16 protein-coding genes and 1 pseudogene are annotated in these 16,553 nt (G+C 73.0%); 1 reads left to right on the top strand and 16 read right to left on the bottom strand.

Features of this window, described 5'->3' with window-relative positions:
- Window positions 1-41: 41 nt before the first annotated feature.
- From I6A81_RS33250 to I6A81_RS33325, 16 genes are all read right to left on the bottom strand, one after another.
- Window positions 42-926 (bottom strand): DUF429 domain-containing protein, encoded by an 885-nt coding sequence (locus I6A81_RS33250; protein ID WP_307875088.1) that lies wholly within the window; start codon window positions 924-926, stop codon window positions 42-44.
- A gap of 211 nt (window positions 927-1,137) precedes the next feature.
- Window positions 1,138-2,286 carry a nucleotide disphospho-sugar-binding domain-containing protein gene (locus tag I6A81_RS33255; protein WP_203005927.1) on the bottom strand — a complete coding sequence of 383 codons (1,149 nt, stop codon included), beginning with the start codon at window positions 2,284-2,286 and terminating at the stop codon, window positions 1,138-1,140.
- Between the two features lie 154 nt (window positions 2,287-2,440).
- On the bottom strand, window positions 2,441-2,773 hold the full coding sequence (locus I6A81_RS33260) for an antibiotic biosynthesis monooxygenase family protein (RefSeq protein ID WP_203005926.1): 333 nt from the start codon (window positions 2,771-2,773) through the stop codon (window positions 2,441-2,443).
- Window positions 2,770-3,108, bottom strand: a complete 339-nt coding sequence (locus tag I6A81_RS33265; RefSeq protein WP_285222933.1) for an antibiotic biosynthesis monooxygenase family protein — start codon at window positions 3,106-3,108, stop codon at window positions 2,770-2,772. The genes I6A81_RS33260 and I6A81_RS33265 overlap by 4 nt, the downstream gene beginning before the upstream one ends.
- 152 nt (window positions 3,109-3,260) lie before the next feature.
- Window positions 3,261-3,998: an SDR family NAD(P)-dependent oxidoreductase gene (locus I6A81_RS33270; protein ID WP_203005925.1), complete on the bottom strand. Its 738-nt coding sequence runs from the start codon at window positions 3,996-3,998 to the stop codon at window positions 3,261-3,263.
- Window positions 3,999-4,187: 189 nt separating this feature from the next.
- A complete protein-coding gene (locus I6A81_RS33275; protein WP_203007414.1) occupies window positions 4,188-5,477 on the bottom strand; it encodes a beta-ketoacyl synthase N-terminal-like domain-containing protein in 1,290 nt (429 codons plus the stop codon).
- A gap of 86 nt (window positions 5,478-5,563) precedes the next feature.
- Window positions 5,564-6,847: a beta-ketoacyl-[acyl-carrier-protein] synthase family protein gene (locus I6A81_RS33280; RefSeq protein ID WP_203007415.1), complete on the bottom strand. Its 1,284-nt coding sequence runs from the start codon at window positions 6,845-6,847 to the stop codon at window positions 5,564-5,566.
- Entirely contained in the window at window positions 6,844-7,290 is a 447-nt protein-coding gene (locus tag I6A81_RS33285; RefSeq protein ID WP_203007416.1) for a cupin domain-containing protein, read from the bottom strand. The genes I6A81_RS33280 and I6A81_RS33285 overlap by 4 nt, the downstream gene beginning before the upstream one ends.
- Window positions 7,287-7,781, bottom strand: a complete 495-nt coding sequence (locus I6A81_RS33290) for an SRPBCC family protein (RefSeq protein ID WP_203007417.1) — start codon at window positions 7,779-7,781, stop codon at window positions 7,287-7,289. The genes I6A81_RS33285 and I6A81_RS33290 overlap by 4 nt, the downstream gene beginning before the upstream one ends.
- Window positions 7,782-7,900: 119 nt before the next feature.
- A complete protein-coding gene (locus I6A81_RS33295) occupies window positions 7,901-8,149 on the bottom strand; it encodes an acyl carrier protein (RefSeq protein ID WP_203007418.1) in 249 nt (82 codons plus the stop codon).
- Window positions 8,150-8,737: 588 nt separating this feature from the next.
- Entirely contained in the window at window positions 8,738-9,073 is a 336-nt protein-coding gene (locus tag I6A81_RS33300) for a TcmI family type II polyketide cyclase (RefSeq protein WP_307875090.1), read from the bottom strand.
- Window positions 9,074-9,780: 707 nt separating this feature from the next.
- Window positions 9,781-10,968 (bottom strand): LuxR C-terminal-related transcriptional regulator, encoded by a 1,188-nt coding sequence (locus I6A81_RS44245; RefSeq protein WP_238430957.1) that lies wholly within the window; start codon window positions 10,966-10,968, stop codon window positions 9,781-9,783.
- Window positions 10,969-11,222: 254 nt separating this feature from the next.
- Entirely contained in the window at window positions 11,223-11,849 is a 627-nt protein-coding gene (locus I6A81_RS33310; RefSeq protein WP_203007420.1) for a GTP-binding protein, read from the bottom strand.
- Window positions 11,830-12,201, bottom strand: a complete 372-nt coding sequence (locus I6A81_RS33315; protein WP_203007421.1) for a DUF742 domain-containing protein — start codon at window positions 12,199-12,201, stop codon at window positions 11,830-11,832. The genes I6A81_RS33310 and I6A81_RS33315 overlap by 20 nt, the downstream gene beginning before the upstream one ends.
- A 61-nt stretch (window positions 12,202-12,262) precedes the next feature.
- Window positions 12,263-12,682 (bottom strand): roadblock/LC7 domain-containing protein, encoded by a 420-nt coding sequence (locus I6A81_RS33320; RefSeq protein ID WP_203007422.1) that lies wholly within the window; start codon window positions 12,680-12,682, stop codon window positions 12,263-12,265.
- The gene (locus I6A81_RS33325; protein WP_203010400.1) at window positions 12,682-15,609 is read right to left on the bottom strand and encodes a nitrate- and nitrite sensing domain-containing protein; all 2,928 of its coding nucleotides are present in this window, start codon (window positions 15,607-15,609) and stop codon (window positions 12,682-12,684) included. The genes I6A81_RS33320 and I6A81_RS33325 overlap by 1 nt, the downstream gene beginning before the upstream one ends.
- A gap of 697 nt (window positions 15,610-16,306) precedes the next feature.
- Between I6A81_RS33325 and I6A81_RS33330 the strand changes: the two are divergent.
- Window positions 16,307-16,553: pseudogene (locus I6A81_RS33330) on the top strand (hypothetical protein); the annotation flags it as partial.

Genomic DNA, 16,553 nt, shown 5'->3' on the forward strand with positions numbered 1-16,553 from the left:
ACGGTACGACCGAACCAGGCCGGGTCGGTACCGGACGCGGATCAGTACCAGATGGCGATGGGTTCGGCGCGGTCGTCGAGCTGGGCCTGGCCGGTGCCCGGAAGGCGCCCGGCGTGACCGGTGGCGATCCGGTGCGCGCTCCAGCCCACCGCGGCCGCGTCGAGCACGTCCACCGGCGGCACGGAGTTGGCCGGGCCGAGGTCGTCGGGCAGCACGATGCCGGCGGCGCGCAGCAGCGCGCGGCGGCGGGCCGCGCCGGCCCACGTCGTCTTGGCATGGACCAGCGGGATGTGCGTGGGGAGGCGTGGGACGCCCCGGGCGACGACGGCGCGCCCCCCTGCCGCCAGGATGTCGCTGGGGATCAGGTCGCCGGTCTCGCGACCGGCGGCGACCATCGCCATCCAGTCGGCGGCCGGGTCGGCGCGCGGACGGGCGGCCATCGCGGCGAACGCCACCTCGGGGTGGATCTCGTAGAGCCGGGAGGGCATCCGTTCGCGCAGCGCGTCGGCCTCGAGCACCTTGTGCCGCAGCCCCCAGGACTGCTGGGTGAGGCCGTTGCCGGTAAGAGCACGGCAGTGGGCGTTGGCGGCGTCGAAGTCACGCCGCTCCCACACCGTGCGCGGCGGGACGAGGAAGACGCTGGCTCTGCGCGGGCCGAGCACGGCGCGGGCGGCGTGGTCGGCTTCGCGCCAGCCCTCGGTGAGCAGGCCAAGCGGCATGTCGACGCCGATCACGCCGACGGTCGTCGTGTCGACGAGGGTGCGCAGCTCGGCGGCGAAGTGGGCGGCGGCGAAGGTGCCGCCGACGAGCTCGATCGCGACCCAGCCTCCGGGGCACGCGTCGATCCCCAGCACCCGTACCAGCTCGTCCCCCACCAGCGGCTCCCGTGTGCCGATCCCGACCTGCCAGCCACCCTGCCAGATCACCCGGCCGCTCGTACTCGGAACACCCTGCCACAGCGCGTCCACCCGACCGGACCGGGCCAGCGCTCGCCGCCGCTCGGCGCCCCGGGCAGGACGTTCCGACCAGCCTTGACCAGCTCCGACCGGCGAGGCCGAAAGCCGGGCCGCGAGCCGCGCCAGGGCAGCCGAGGGGGAGCTGCCTGGAAGGTCCGGCCCGGCTCGCGACGGTCCGGGATCAGCCGCCGACGAGGCCGGCCAGGGTCGTGACCAGCTCCGCCGGCGACGGCTGGCCGGCGATCTCGGCGGCAACCGCCGCGGACTTCTCCCGGTAGCCGGGGTCCGCGAGCAGTTCGCGCGCCTGGTCGAGGACGGCGTCGACGGACAGCTTGTCCGGCATGATCATGCGGCCGGCACCGATCCCGGCGAGCGCGAACGAGTTGACGAACTGGTCGGAGTGCTGCGGCAGCGCCAGCTGCGGTGTGCCGAGCGCGAGCGCGGTGAGCATCGAGCCCGACCCGCCGTGGTGGACCAGCAGGTCGCAGGCGGGCAGCGCCAGGTTGAGCGGCTGCCAGCCGACCGCGCGCACCCCGTCCGGCAGATCGGTGAGCCGGCTGGCCGCCGCCGGGTCGGCCCCCACGACGATGTCCGCGCCGAGCGCCGGCAGGCCGGCGGCCAGCTCGGCGAGGATCCCGCCGAAGTCCTTGAACCGCAGCTGCGGCACGACGCTGCCGAAGGTCAGCAGGACCCGGGGCTTCGCGCGCTCCTCCAGCGCCCACTCCGGCAGGACACCGGGCCCGTTGAAGGGCACGTAGCGGACGGTCAGCCCGTCGGGGTCCTCGTCGTTCGCCAGGCTCGGCGGGCACACCTTCACCACCGCGTCCGGCTTCGGCAGCCCAGCGGCACCCAGTTCGGCCAGTTCGCCGGCCATCTCCTCGGCGGTGAACGGCACGCTGCCGGGCAACGAGGTGACGCCCCAGTTGTGCCGCACCCACGGGATGCCGTGCTTGGCCGCGAGCAGCGGGCCGGCGAACTCGCTCGGCTCGGAGACGACCAGGTCGGGCTTCCAGCCCTCGACGATCGCGGTGGTCGCGGGCAGCGTGCGCGCCGCGAGCCGGCCCCACGCCCGGCCTCCCGAGGCCATGATCTCCGCTGGCGTCAGGGCCGGGGGCACCGGCCTGCCCTCGCGGTCGATCATCATGATCTGCGCGATCCCGAGCTCCGGCCCGGTGAGGGCGGCCGGGAGGCCCGCTGCGATGACCCCGTCGGTGAGGCTCGCGGGCGTGGCCACCAGGACCTCGTGCCCCGCCGCCCGGAACGCGTGGGCGAGCGGGACCATCGGGTAGAAGTGGCCGTGCATCGGCACGGTGGTGAAGAGCACCCTCATGGAAATCCCCCTGCGAATGGATGGTGTCCCCGCCGCCAACCCCGAGCGTGGGCGGCCGGGACGTCGGTGAACGGGCCGCGGACGGGGCCGGCCCGGGGTGACGCCGCCTCGGGGCGGTGTCACCCCGGGCCGGGACGAGCTGAGGCCTGCCGGCTCACCGCCCGGCTTCGGCCAGCGCGCCGGTCTCGCCGTAGGCGGCCACCTGCTCGTAGATCACCGGACGGCGATCGGGGTCCTGCAGGGGCCGCAGCGGCGAGGTGGTGGGCTTGTGGCTCGCGTCCCGCTCCCAGGCCACGAACTCGGCCATACCGGCCCACTCGCTGACGACGACGAACCGGGAAGGGTCGTGCGCCGAGCGCATCAGCTGATTACCCAGCAGGCCGGGCGTGCCGACCAGCTGGGAGCTGATCTCGTGATATGCGGCCTCGACGGCCCCAGGCGCGTCGGCCGGGTCGACCGCCCAGATCATCACCCGTACCCGGCTCATCCGGCCACGGCCTCCGTGGACGCCTCGCCGGTGGCGTCGGCCGCGCTGGCGGCCCCGGGGAGGTGGGCGACGACGGCTCCGGTGAGCATCGAGCCGCTCGCCCGCAGCGGGTGCAGGATCTTGCGGTGCTCGAGGTGGCCGGGGGTCTTCTCCCACTCGCGGAAGAGCCGCTCGTTCACCCAGTCACTGACGATGTAGTAGGTGCTCGGCTCATCGGCGGAGCGGACCAGCCACTGTCCCAGGTTGGCGGCGTTGGAGGTGATGCCGTCGCCGATGCGCAGCCAGGTGCGCTCGAACTCGTCCTCCATGCCGGGGTGGACCCGCATCGTGAGCATCACGCGGAAGGGCAGGTCCGCCGGGTCGGCTCCGGTCCCGTCGCCGACGGCCATGACCGCGTCGACGACCTCGGCCGTCAGCTCCTCGGCCGTCAGCTCCTCGCCGCCGGCCGGCGCCGCGGGCGTGGCCGCGGTGGCGGTGTCGGCCATCGTCAGATCCCCCCGTCGACCGAGAAGTTGGCGCCGTTGACGTAGCTGGACACGTCGCTGGCGAGGAAGAGCACCACGGCCGCGACCTCCTCGGAGGTGCCGAGCCGGCCAAGCGGGATCCGGTTGGTGTAGGCGGCACGCACCGAGTCGGGCATGCCGGCGGCGTGGTCGGTCTCGGTGACGCCGGGGGTGACCAGGTTGACCCGGATGCCCTTGGCTCCGAGCTCCTTGGACAGCGACCGGGTCAGGCCGATCAGGCCGGTCTTCGCGGCGGTGTAGTGCGCCCGCAGCGGCACGCCGACGACACCCGCGCCGGAGCCGACGTTGATGACGCTGCCCGCCTCCCCCAGCAGCGGCAGCGCGCCCTGAGTGACCAGGTGGGTCGCGGTCAGGTTGGTGGTCAGCACCGCGTTCCAGTCCGCGAACGACAGCTTGTCGTAGGGGACGTGGTTGATCGTGCCGACGTTGTTCACGACGATGTCGAGGCCGCCGAGGTGCTTGCCGGTGGCCTCGACCAGCGCGGCGAGCGCCGCCGGGTCGGTGGCATCGGCGATCTTCACGAGGTGGTTGCCGCCGGTCTCCTTCAGCTCGCGGCGCAGGCTTTCCGCGGCCTCGCTCTCCCGCTGGTGGCTGACGACCACGTCGGCGCCGGCGCGGGCCAGGCCCAGGACGACCGCGCGGCCGATCCCGCGGGTGCCGCCAGTCACCAGCGCGCGCTTGCCGGCCAGGTCTGCGAACATCGAGTTCCTCATCTCAGGGATGTGTCGGTTCCGGCGTCAGGGACCGGACTGGTGCTGGGTGGGTCGGCCGGTCAGCCGGCGCTGGTCGCCGGGCACGCGCACCGGCGCGGCCGGGCGCCTGGCGGCCGCGGGGCGGTGGGGCCCGCCGGGCGCGCGCCGCCGGCGAGGCCCCACGCGCCCGACGGCCGGTCAGGCGCCACGGCGCAGGACCAGGACGCTGTTGAACCCACCGAAACCGCGCGCGACGACCATCGCGACCCGGGCCGGGCAGGGGCGCGGCTCGCGCACCAGGTCCAGGCCGTGGGCCGGGTCGGGCTCGTCGAGGTTGCCGACCGCGGGCAGCACTCCGTCGCGCAGCGCGAGCAGCGCGGTGGCGACCGTCAGCGCCGAGCCGCCGGCGCACAGCCGCCCGACGAATCCCTGCGGCGCGGTCACCGGGACGGCGTTCGCGCCGAACACCTCGCGCAGCGCCGCCGCCTCCAGCGCGTCCAGGTCCGGCGAGCCGGCGCCGTCGGCGAACACGACGTCGACGTCGCCGGGCTCGACGGCCGCGTCGGCCAGCGCGCGGCGCATCGCGGCCACGAGCCAGGTGGGGCCCGGCGCCGGCTGGCTGTGGTGGTGGGCGTCGTGGGTGGCGGCGTAGCCGGCGATCTCGCCGTACACCTTGGGCGCGCCGCGCTCGGCGGCGGCCGCCGGGTGCTCGACGAGCAGCGTCGCGCCGCCCTCGCCGGGCAGGTAGCCGTTCGCGTTCACGTCGAACGGCTTGTAGGCGGCCCGCGGGTCGGCTCCGGTACTGACCCGGCCGCTGGAGAGGTGGCAGGTCAGCGCGTACGGGGTCAGGCCCGACTCGGCGGCGCCGGCGAGCACGCTCGGGGTGCCGCGCCGGATCGTGCGGCGGGCCTGGGCAAGGCTGTCCAGCCCGCCGGCGGCGTCGGTGACGACGACTCCCGAGGGGCCCTTCAGGCCATGGCGGATCGAGGTCTGGCCGGTCGTCGCCGCGTAGAACCAGGCGATCGACTGGTAGACGGACACCGCGGTGCGTCCCCGGGTGTGCAGCCGGGACAGCTCCTTCTGGCCGAAGTCGTTGCCCCCCGAGCCCGCCCCGAAGATCACTGACGTGTCGTACGCGTCGCGGGTCGCCGGGTCGTAGCCGGCGTCGGCGAACGCCAGCTTCGAGGCCGCCATGCCGAACCAGGTCCATCGGTCGGTCTGCACGATGAACCGGTTGTCGAGGTAGTCGTTCGGGTCGAAGTCCGGGACCTGTCCGGCGAGCCGGGCCGCGTAGCCGGACACGTCGAACCGGGTGATCGGAGTGATCGCCAGGTCGCCCCGCAGCGTCGCCGCCCAGTGCTCCTCGACGCCGACGCCGTTCGGCGCGACGACGCCCAGCCCGGTGACGACGGGCCGGGCGAGCGGCGAGTACCGCTCGCCCGCCGCGTCGGCGGGCTCGACGACGGTGTCCGGGGTTCCTGCGCTCACTGTTTCTCGGGTTCGCTCCGTCGCCGCACGAACTCCGCGGCCGTCCTCGTACCTCGGACGACCACTCCGCTCGCTTGCTCCTGCGCTCACGCCGCCCGCCCGGGGGCGGTCAGCACGATCGCGGACTGGAAACCACCGAAGCCGGAGCCGACGGACAGCGCGACGTCGACCTTGTGGTCGCGGGCGACGTTGGGCACGTAGTCCAGGTCGCACTCGGGGTCACGGGTGGAGTAGTTCGCCGTCGGTGGGACGACGTCGTGCTCGATGGTCAGCGCGCAGGCGGCGACCTCGATCGAGCCGATCGCGCCGAGCGAATGCCCGACCATCGACTTCAGCGAGCTGACGGGGACCTGGTAGGCGTGCGCGCCGAGCGAGCGTTTGAAGGCGGCCGTCTCGTGTCGGTCGTTCTGCTTGGTGCCGGAGCCGTGCGCGTTGACGTAGTCGACGGCACGCGGGTCGACGCGGGCCTCGTCGAGGGCCAGCCGGATCGCCTCGGCCATCTCCAGGCCGTCCGGGCGCAGCCCCGTCATGTGGAACGCGTTCGACCGGGAGGCGTAACCGCCGACCTCGGCGTAGATGTGCGCGCCGCGGGCGACGGCGCGCTCGTACTCCTCGAGGACGAGGACCGCGCTGCCCTCCCCCATGACGAACCCGTCGCGGCTGGCGTCGAACGGCCGGGAGGCGTGCTCCGGGTCGTCGTTGCGCGCCGAGGTCGCCCGGATCGCGTCGAAGCAGGCGATCGAGATCGGCGACAGCGGCGCGTCCGAGGCTCCAGCGATCATGACGTCGGCCTCGCCGTCGACGATGAGCTGGTGGGCGTAGCCGATCGCGTCGATGCCGGACGTGCACCCGGTGGACACGACGAACGACGGGCCGTGCGCGCCGAACCTGGTCGCGACCTCGGTGGCCAGGCAACTGGGGACCAGCGCGTGGTACAGGAACTGGCTGGCGTAGGTCGGGTCGACCTCCCAGTGCCGGCCGCCGTCGCTGACCGCGACGTACTCGTTCTCCAGCCGGGTGGTGGCGCCGACGGCGCTCCCGAGGCTGACGCCGACGACCGGTCCGTCGCCCGCCTCGCCGCCGGCCGCGGCGAGATCCAGGCCCGAGTCCGCCACCGCCTCGGCGGCCGCGACCAGCGCGAACTGCACGAACCGGTCGTTACGGGCCACCTCGCGAGGAGAGAGTCCCGCGGCGGCCGGGTCGAAGTCGCACTCGGCCGCGACCTGGGAACGAAACGGCGTCGGGTCGAAGAACGACAGCCGGCGGGTCGCCGTCCGGCCCTCGGTGATCATTGACCAGAACTCCTTGCGGCTGGCGCCGCCCGGAGCCACCACGCCGACGCCGGTGATGGCGGTGCGTCTGCGTGTCATGCGTTGCCCACGTGGGGATGCGGTGCCGCCGCCTGCGCGGGGGACAGCGCCTCGGTGTCGACGTGGCCGAGGTCAGGCCGCGGCGCGAGCGGACCGGAGCAGAAGACGAAGAACGCCTCCTCGTCGCCGGTGTTCACCAGCCGGTGCCGGGTGCCGACGGGCAGGTGCACGCCGCTCTCGGCGGGCAGCAGGTACTCCTCGCCGTCCAGGCGGATGGTCACCTGGCCGCGTACGCAGAAGAGGAACTCCTCCGAGTACGGATGCCAGTGCTCGGTGACGACCTCGCCGGGGGCCAGCGTGAGGGTGCCCATGAAGCCGGACTTCGAGCCGACGGTGGCCGGCGACAGGATGGTGCGGATGTCACCGCCGCGGCGCCGGTTGGCCGGGACGTCGTGAATGGATTTGATCTTCACGGCCGCGTCGGTCGCGGCGACGGGGGTCACCGGGCGCTCCCGGCGGCGACCGTGGCGGACGCGGCGGCGGCCTCGCGGGCGGCCTTCTCCACCTTCTCCTTGATGGCGGCCTGCTCCCGTGGGGTGTTGGTGTTGATACGCTGCACCATTCCGGGGGTGTCGACCGGCGCGGTCGGCTTCATCCGGAAGTCCTGGACCCAGCGCATCCGGGTCCCGGTGCCCTCGGTCTCGTAGGTCCACTCGATGTGCATGAACTCGAACGGACCGGTCTCGACGCGGTAGGCGCGTACCTTGTGGTTCACCGGGTCGAGCGTCCGCTCGGACACCCAGCTCCACACCTGCCCGTTCTCGTCCGGGTGCATCGTGAGACGGAACTTGAAGGTGTTCTCGCGGGCCTCGAGAATCTCCACCGCGGCGTACTCGGTGAAGAGGTTCGGCCACGACTCGAGGTCGTTCGTAATCGTCCATACGATTTCGATGTCCGCGTCGATCCAGATCGAGTTGTCGGTGTGCCCGTTCACGGTCTCTCCTCGGGTCGGGTTCGACGGCCGGGCGGCCGCCGGCGGGCCGCGGCCGGCGCCGGGGAGCACCGGCGGGCCCGCGCGGGTGAAGGCGTCGATGAAAGACGCTGGTCAGACGGCTAGCTGGTGGTGAGCGCGAGGTTCACGGCGTCGAGGATGTCGGCCAGGGTGTAGCCGGGCGGCGGGTCGGCGGGGAGCTCGACGCCGACGGCTCCGAGCACCTCCGACTGCAGTTGCAGGTACGCCAGCGAGTCGAGGCCGATGTCCTCGAAGGTGACGTCGAGGCTGGTCGGCAGGTCGTCCTCGGGAAGGCCGGCCTGGGTCACGAGAAATTCGAACAGCGCGGCGGAGTCCCACTGCTGGGGCATGGTTTTCCTCCTGGCGGGGCGAGGGGTGTCACAGGAATACCACCGTCGGTGGCCAGTTGGTCAAGAACGAACCAAGAATGTAGTCGCCGTCACCTTCGGGCGGTTGCGGCAACCATGGAACCACAATCCATGGCGCGCGGTCGACAGCCCGCCAGAAAACACCGAAACATCGATGCGGCCGAGCGGCGGAACGGAAAATGGGTAGCGTCGGACGCTCACCGGGCGAATGCCGCGACGAGAATTTCCGCGTCGCGGTGGGCCGGGCGCTCGCCCACCGCTTCCTTCGCGCGGCGTTTCTCGGCGCCGTCTCACCGGGCCTGGCCCGGCCTGGCCGGCGCCGGCGCGCCGCGAGGCCGCCGGGCCGGTCAGCGGACCAGCCGCCCGCGCGGGCCCCTGACTGGTCCAGCCGGGGCCACGCGGGGCCGGGACGGTGCCCGCGCGGTGAGGCGCGCGCGGCGGGGGTGGTGCCGCGGCGCGCCGGGGGCGCGGGAGGCGAGCTGGCGGGCCGACGGCGGGCCTGGGGGCCTCCCGGCGCTCCTGACACATGGCCAGGGCACGCCGAGGCTCCGGACCCGGCGACGGCCCGGTTCAGCCGGTGGGCTTGGCCTCCCAGGTGTAGAAGCCGCGGGCCATCGCGTCGCGCGGCCCGCGCCAGGTCTCCGGGTCGTAGGCGCTTATGTATTTCTCCAGCTTGGTGTTGACGTCGACGAACAGCGGGTGCTCACGGACATTCGCCAACGGGGTATTGATGCTCTCCTCCGCCTCGATGAGGTGGAAGTACAGGCCGTGGAAGGCGAACAGCTCGCGGCGCGACACCCCGACCAGGTGCGGCAGCTCACCGGCGTCCGACTCGGCGAAGATCTGCGCGACGGCCTGCTCGTCCGAGGGGTTCATCCGGGCGACGATCAGCGTCCGGTGGCTCACCGCGCACCCCCCACCGGTGCCGCGATCGGCGCGGGCGGACCTGGGCGGGATGTCAACACTGCCTCTCCTTATTGCGTTGTCACTATCGCGCTGCCGTAGTTTCATGCCGTGCCACGTTGTCAGGTGCGTGCCGTCGCCGCCGTCTCGGCGCTCTCCGGCCGCCGGTCGTTCTGGCCGGATGGTGCCAACGGCGCCCGCGAGCGCGCCGATACCGGCCGGGCACGGCGTGCCGGTGTTGTCAGGCCGGCAGGAGGCCGATCGACGCACGCGGTTCGTACGCGGTGTCTCATGGGCAGTCTGTAGCCGAGCGGCCAGCTTCGTCCCCCCCTCAAGGGGGTATTGGAGATGGCAACTAGTTGCGTTGGCACACTGTTGCCACAACTCATTGACGTAACGCGGGCGTGCTACATCCGGTGGCGTCGCGCCGCGCCATGCGCCATCCGCGCGGCCCGCGCCCGTCAGCCGTGATCACGGCCGTGATCGCGATCGTAGCCGTGATCACGATCGCGATCACGGCCATGGCGGTGGCCGGGGGAACCGGCACGGAGGCGGCCCGTCGGCCGCGACGACTGTGGGCCGGGTCCGCGCGGCACGGTCGGTCACGACGATGCGCGATCCGGGTCGACGGCGCGAGCCGGCGGCCGCGACCGGCGCGCCCAGGCCGCTCGGCCCGGCTGGCGCGCGCGGGGGCCCGGTCCGCTCACGGGTCAGAGCCAGCCGCGGTGCTTGGCGAGAATGCCGGCCTGGAACCGGCTGCGAGCGTCGAGCCGGCGCATCAGGTCGGCGACCATCCGGCGGACCGTACGGACCGAGACGCCCAGGGAGCGGGCCGCGGCCTCGTCCTTCGCCCCGTCCGCGAGCAGCCGCAGGAGCAGCAGCTCGGACGGCGACGGCGGCGCGTCGTCGTCGCCCGCCAGCCCCTCGGTCCCGGTCGGGCCGTCGTCCTCCAGGCCGTCGTCCTCCGCGGTCGCGTACCGCGGGTCGGCGGTCCCCGGCGCGGCGAACCGGAGGGGCCCGCTGGCCTCGGCCCGGGCGGCGGCCAGCGCCACCTCACCGGCGAGCGTGCCCTCCACCGCCGCCACCTCGACCCCGAAGCGGTCCGCGGACTCCCAGAGATGGTCGAACAGCAGGGTCGCGAGCTCGGCGAGGTCGGCGCCGCGGATCACCAGCGCCCCGCCGTCGCCAGGACCGCCGCCCGGGCCGCCGGTGACCCCCGTGCCGTGCGCGAGCCGGACCACGCCAGCCCGACCGTCGACGACCGTGATGTCGACCGCGGGATCGTTGGAGAGCCGGATCTGGGCGCCGGCGGAGACCACCTCGGCGAGGTGCTCGACGCCTGGCGAGGCCCAGGCGAGCCCCGCTCGCGGCCTGGCGACGACGGCGCGCACCCGCACCCCGCGGCGCAGCGCGTCGAGCTCGAGCGGAAGCAGGTCCGCGGCGAGCGTCGCGAGCGTCGCGCGCGTGCGCACCGAGACCACCTCCCGCTGGGCCGCGCCGATCATCGCGACCAGCTCGGCGCGTATCGCCGCCGCGGTCGCGACCCGGTCCAGCCCCGCGCCGCCTGGCGGGTCCGGCCGCGTCGCGAGGAACTCGGAGACGAACGCGGTGACCTGCTCCTGGGCACGCAGCAGGTGCTCGTGACGGCGGATGAGCAACTGGTGCTGCGCCTGGATGAGCTGCTCCAGCGGGGCCTCGGGATGCGCCGGGACGAACCGGCCGGACCGGTCCGGCGCGGGGACCAGCAGCGACACGGCGACCAGCCGGTCCCGCGCCCGGGCGACGACGGCCGTCGGCTGGCGCAGCGCGGCGGCGGCCGTCTCCAGGTTCAGGTCCTCGTCGCGCAGCCACAGCCTGTAGACGGCCGCGGCGACGTCGTCAAGGCCGAGCAGATCCAACACCGCTCCTCCGACCGGTCACCGCCCGACGACCCGGGACCGGCTCGCCGCCTCGCCGGCTCCGGGCGCCTCCCCCACGGCGTCCCCTTGCGCGCCCTTGCGCCCTTCATGCTCATTGACCGTTTCGGGCCGGTAGACGTTGCTTTGCTGGCGGAACCGGCGGCGCGCGCGACCGCCGGCCGGCGGCCCGGCGCCGCCGCGGCAGGGCATCCCACCCCGCCGCGGCGCCGTGGCGCCAGGCCGCCCGGGCCGGCTCAGGTGCCGGCCAGGTCGCGCTCGCGGTTCTCGGCCGCGACCACCTCCAGCGCGTGCCGGACCAGCGCGACGAGCGTCTGACGGACCGACTCGCGGCGTCGGGCGTCGCACATCACGACCGGCCGGTTGGGCTCGATGTCGAGCGCCTTGCGGACGTCAGCGACCTCGTAGCGCTTCGCGCCGTCGAACTGGTTCAGCGCGACGAGGAACGGAATGTCCCGCTCCTCGAAGTAGTCGATCGCCGGGAACGAGTCGGCGAGCCGGCGAGTGTCGACCATCACCACCGCGCCGATCGCGCCGAGCACCAGCTCGTCCCACATGAACCAGAACCGGTCCTGGCCCGGGGTGCCGAACAGGTAGAGGATCACGCTGTCCAGCAAGCTGATCCGACCGAAGTCCATGGCAACGGTCGTGGTCGTCTTGCCGCCGACGGCCGTTGTGTCGTCGATGCCGATGCTGGCGGCGGTCATCGCGGCCTCTGTCGTCAGCGGGGTGATCTCGCTCACGGAGCCCACGAAGGTCGTCTTGCCCACGCCGAACCCGCCGGCAATAATGATCTTTACCGGGCTGGGGGCTGGCGTGGCGTCGGTTCTGGGCGGCCTCGCGCTAGAGGGCCTGTAGTCCATCGAGCACCTTCTCGATCAGTGCCTGGTCGGGTCGGTTCGTGGGTCGAGCTGGCCGGTGCACCGTGACCAGGCCCGCGTCGAGCATGTCGCCGACGAGGACACGGACGACTCCGACCGGAATGTTCAGCCGGGCAGAAATCTCCACGATGGACTGCAGCCGCAGGCAGAGCGCCGCGATGGCGCGCTGCTCGGGGTCGAGCGAGCTGGCCACGGCCCGCCCGTGCGACGTGGTGGTGACCAGGGCGACCAGCTCGAGCGAGCCCTTGCTCGGCCTCGTGCGCCCCCCGGTGACCGCGTAGGGACGCACGACCGGGCCGGCCTCGTCGTCGAACCACTCCTCGTCTCGCGACACTGGCGACTCTCCTGCCTCAGGTTCCGGCTGAGACTTGTTCCGTCCTCGGCGTCTCAGCTAGTCAGATGGGCAGCGCGGCCTGCATCTCGGCCCGCAGCTCCGGCGTGAGGAACTCGCCCACCCTGGTGACCAGGAGGGCCATCTCGTAAGCGATCAGACCGATGTCCGCGCCCGGGCTCGACAGGATCGCCAGGCACGCGCCGTCACCGACGGCGGTGACGAACAGGAAACCCTGTTCCATTTCCACAATCGTCTGTCTGACGCTTCCCCCGCCGAAGAACCGTCCCGCCCCGCGGGCCAGGCTGTTGAAGCCCGAGGCGACGGCGGCCAGCTGGTCGGCTGTCGCCCGGTCCATTCCCACCGACGTGGCGAGCAGCAGACCGTCCGAGGAAAGCGCGATGGCGTAGGTGACCTCAGGCACCTTCTTCACGAGGTTGTTGAGCAGCCAGCTCATGTTCTCGGACGGCCCAACCGGGCTCATCAGGTCACCTTCCTCTGATCGTCACCGTCACTGGAACCCTGCGCGTCCGCCAGGCCGCGACCGAAGTTGCTCTGGAAGGACGACATCATCGACCGGATCTCCTCCGGCGAACGCGGACCGGCCAGCACCTGCGGCACCCGGGCGGGCTGAGGGCTGTCCCGGCGCAGCTCCGGCGCCAGGTTCGCGCGCCGCTGCCGCCGCGGCAGCCCGACGTCGGTGGTCTGCGGCGCGGGCTGGGACCCCCGCCCGCCGCGCGCCCGGCCGGGTCCCGCGGCGTAGCCGCCGGCCGGCGTCGACGGGCCGAGCGGCTCCGCGGGAGCCTGAGGAGGCGGGGAGGGCTGGGGGGCCCAGCCCGCGGGCTGCTGGTGGCGCGGCGAGGTCCGGGCGGGCAGCTCGCCGAACCGGCCCGCCGGAGGGCCAGCGGGGTTCTGCGCCGGGGGCATGGGCGGGGTGTAGCCGCCGGGGTACGGCGGCCGGGGCGGCGCCGCCGCGGCGGACGACGAGCCCAGCAGCGGGTCGTCCTCCGCGACGGGCGGCGGCGTGGTGGCGGTGCGGCGCGGGCGGTCGGCGATGAACCAGCTGGACCGCACCGTGGCGAACACCGGCAGGTCGTCGATCAGCGGCTCGTCGTCCCCGCGGGCCGGCTGCGACCCGAACATCGGCCGCGGGCCGGTGTCCTCGGAGGGCAGCTCCGGCGGGATCGGCGGGATCGGGTCGACCAGCGTCGGCGGGGCGGGCAGCTGCTCCGGGGACAGGGCGCCGGCCGGGGCCGGCAGCGACAGCGCGCCCGACGGTGGTCCCGCCATCAGGTCGAGCGCCCCCGTGGCCGCGCCGGGATCGAGCGGCTCCTCCAGGTCCGGGGCGTCGCCGTTCAGGGCGCCGGTCGACGAGGCCGGCGGAAGGGCGAGCCTCCCGGCGGACGAGCCGAGGTCGAGCGCCTCGGTCTGGTCGCTGGTGGACTTGCCCGCGCCGACGGCGGCGAGCTCGCGGTCGTCGTGGTCGCCGGGGCCGATCGCCATGCCGTCGGTGGCCGAGTCACCGTCCGCCTGGCGCAGCAGCGTGCCGGGAATGAGGACGATCGCCATCGTGCCGCCGTACGGCGAGGTGCGCAGCCGGACCTTGATGGTGTGCCGTTCGGCCAGGCGGCCGACGACGAACAGGCCAAGGCGCTCGGAGGTCGTCAGGTCGAACGGCGGCGGGTTCTCCAGCCGGTCGTTGAGGGCCTTGAACTCCGCCGGGTTCATGCCCAGGCCCCGGTCCTCGATCTCGATGGCGAAACCGTTGGACACCTCGTGGCCGGTGACGTGCACGGGGGTGTGCGGCGGGGAGAACGAGGTGGCGTTCTCGATCAGCTCGGCGAGCATGTGGATGACGTCACCGACGGCGTGACCACTGATCGCGCCGCCACCGACCGGCAGCACCTTGACCCGGGTGTAGTCCTCGACCTCGGCGACCGCGCCGCGGACGACGTCCTTGATCGGAACGGGCCGGCGCCAGCCACGGGCGGGCTTGGAGCCGGAGAGCACGATCAGGTCCTCGGCGTGACGGCGCATACGGGTCGCCAGGTGGTCGAGGCGGAACAGCTCCTCGAGCTCGTCCGGGTCGGTCTCCTTGCGCTCCAGCGCGTCGATGATCTTGAGCTGGCGGTGGATGAGCGCCTGGCTGCGCCGGGCCAGGTTGAGGAACGTGTCCCCGATGCTCTTGCGCATCGCGGCCTGCTCGATCGCGGTGCGCACAGCGACCTGGTGGACGGTGCCGAACGCCTCGGCCACCTGCCCGATCTCGTCGCGGGTGGTCGCCGGGACGGGGAACGACTCGGCCTCGATGTCGACGGGGTCGCCGCGGTGCAGCCGGTCGACGACGTCGGGCAGCCGGTGGTCGGCGACCTCGAGCGCGCCCTCCCGCAGCCGGCGCAGCTGGCGGATCATGGGGCTGGCGACGAGCAGCGAGATGAGCACCGACAGCGCGAGCACCAGCGCGACGATCAGGGAGTTGATGATCGCGTCCTGCGCCGCGTCGCTCGCGATCTGGTCGGCGGTCGCGGCCAGGTCGGTGGCGACCTTGCGCTCGACCTCCTGCATCCGGGCGATCTTCTGCTCGGAGATGTCCAGCCAGACCTCGGGGTCCGTCGTCTGCTGCGCGCCGGTCAGCGTCGCGTTGAGGACCGTGTCCCGGATCCCGTTGACGTTCGTGGCCACCGGCACGACGGAGCCCACATAGAGCTGCTGCTGCTCGTCCGTCGCCGTGTACAGCATCTGCGCCAGCCAGGCCTTCTCCGCGCCGATCGAGTCCTGGATCTGCAGGACGAGGGCCGGATCGGTCTGCTGACGCAGGAAGAACATCCGGTTGATGTTGCCTCGCTGCTGGGCCGCGGCCTCCTTGGCCTGGGAGATAGCGGTCAGCGTGCTGGCGCCGGAAATCAGGTTGGTGTTGTGGCTGCCGCCGGCCACCCGGGGGTTCAGGCCGAGCAGGTCCTTGATCACGCCGTCGTAGTACTCGATGTTCTGCTGGAGTGTCGCCTCCCTGCGGTCGAGAAGCTGGCGTTGCGCGGCCAGCTTGTCGAGCCGCCCGGAGACGCTTGTCAGCAGCTCACCGAGGGTGGAGCGCGCGTCCGCCGGCAGCGACTGCTCGGCGGTCCGGTAGGCGATAACCGCGCTGTTCACGGCTCCGCGGGGGTTGGTGGCAGTCGTGGGGGGCGCGAAGTAGTTCGAGCCGACGAATGTGTTCGTCCCGTTACGCTCGGTCTGCAGCGCCGCGATCAGGGTGTTCACCTCGACGGAGAAGCCGGCGAGCGCCTTGATCCGCTTTGCTGACTGGACGCTGTCGACGTTCCCTCGCACCTGTATCGCGCTGAGCACGGCAAGGGCGACCAAGGGGACGATGAGAATTACCACCAGCTTCGAGCGGATGGGCCAGTTCTGGAGCATCCGGTCCTCTCGTCCGACGCCCGCGGCCAGGGCGCCTTGGATACGGGTCCACGTCTTCGGCGACTAAGAGACCGAGCGGCGAGCCACGCCACTCAGGTATCCGCGTTCGCGCCAACCAGGCCGGAGGCCACCGAGGGAACCACTATTTACCGGTCCGCCGTCCGGCCTCGCCTTGCCGGTTGACGCAGGCAACTGTACTGACCCCTTGCATCCATGGGATGACGGGGCATCGGCAACGTGCCACGGCGCGCGCCAAAGGGCCTGGAATCGCACCGCGAGAACAACACAATAGGCCTGGCGTTTGGCTACCGATGGTTAATCGTCACGGGGAGTAGTTCCCACGTGCCAACCAACCGCCCCACGGCGGGCGGCGGCCCCACGCATCCAGCCACCACTGGAACGAAACAGGCCCGCAGGGCGGACAACGATGCGGAATGGCGCCATCACAGGTTCACGCACCGTTCTCATAGTGTGCCGCGCCACCCCGGCCAGGGGCCAGCGATTCGTACACGGAGTAATCGGGCTGGCCAAGCAGGGCATGACTGCCTGTCCTCGACGCGACAGCGCTCGGCGACCTGTCACCAGCGCTTTCATAGAACCCACCACCTGCGCCGTTACAACACACCACAGCGCGCCACCCGGGCCGGCGCGGGTCGGTGGAGGCCAGCCGGCCCTTCTCCGGTGCGACACTGGGTACATGGCCCCCACCTCGCCCGGTCGGACGTCCAATCCGGCCACCGCCCTCTCGGTGGGCGCCGCGGGCGAGGCCGCGGCGCCCGGGGCCGTCGCGCCCGGCACCGATGCCGGCACCGACGCCGCCGTGTCCGGCGTCGGCGGCGCCGCCGTCGACGCGCCGCTCCGCCCGCGCGAGGTCCGCCGCCAGGCGCGGCTCCGGCGGGGCCGGGAGCAGATCCTGGCCGCGGCCGCGGGGCGGTTCGGCCGGC

The organism is Frankia nepalensis (assembly GCF_016786325.1).
GTDB lineage: Bacteria > Actinomycetota > Actinomycetes > Frankiales > Frankiaceae > Pseudofrankia > Pseudofrankia nepalensis.

Bases quoted from the DNA above. Each gene is read 5' to 3' on its own strand.
- I6A81_RS33320 (WP_203007422.1), bottom strand. From the start codon at position 12,682: ATGAGCCCGGTTGGGCCGTCCGAGAACATGAGCTGGCTGCTCAACAAC.
- I6A81_RS33270 (WP_203005925.1), bottom strand. From the start codon at position 3,998: ATGTTCGCAGACCTGGCCGGCAAGCGCGCGCTGGTGACTGGCGGCACC.
- I6A81_RS33265 (WP_285222933.1), bottom strand. From the start codon at position 3,108: ATGCTCACGATGCGGGTCCACCCCGGCATGGAGGACGAGTTCGAGCGC.
- I6A81_RS33295 (WP_203007418.1), bottom strand. From the start codon at position 8,149: ATGCCCCAGCAGTGGGACTCCGCCGCGCTGTTCGAATTTCTCGTGACC.
- I6A81_RS33325 (WP_203010400.1), bottom strand. From the start codon at position 15,609: ATGCTCCAGAACTGGCCCATCCGCTCGAAGCTGGTGGTAATTCTCATC.
- I6A81_RS33260 (WP_203005926.1), bottom strand. From the start codon at position 2,773: ATGAGCCGGGTACGGGTGATGATCTGGGCGGTCGACCCGGCCGACGCG.
- I6A81_RS33310 (WP_203007420.1), bottom strand. From the start codon at position 11,849: ATGGACTACAGGCCCTCTAGCGCGAGGCCGCCCAGAACCGACGCCACG.
- I6A81_RS33255 (WP_203005927.1), bottom strand. From the start codon at position 2,286: ATGAGGGTGCTCTTCACCACCGTGCCGATGCACGGCCACTTCTACCCG.
- I6A81_RS33280 (WP_203007415.1), bottom strand. From the start codon at position 6,847: ATGACACGCAGACGCACCGCCATCACCGGCGTCGGCGTGGTGGCTCCG.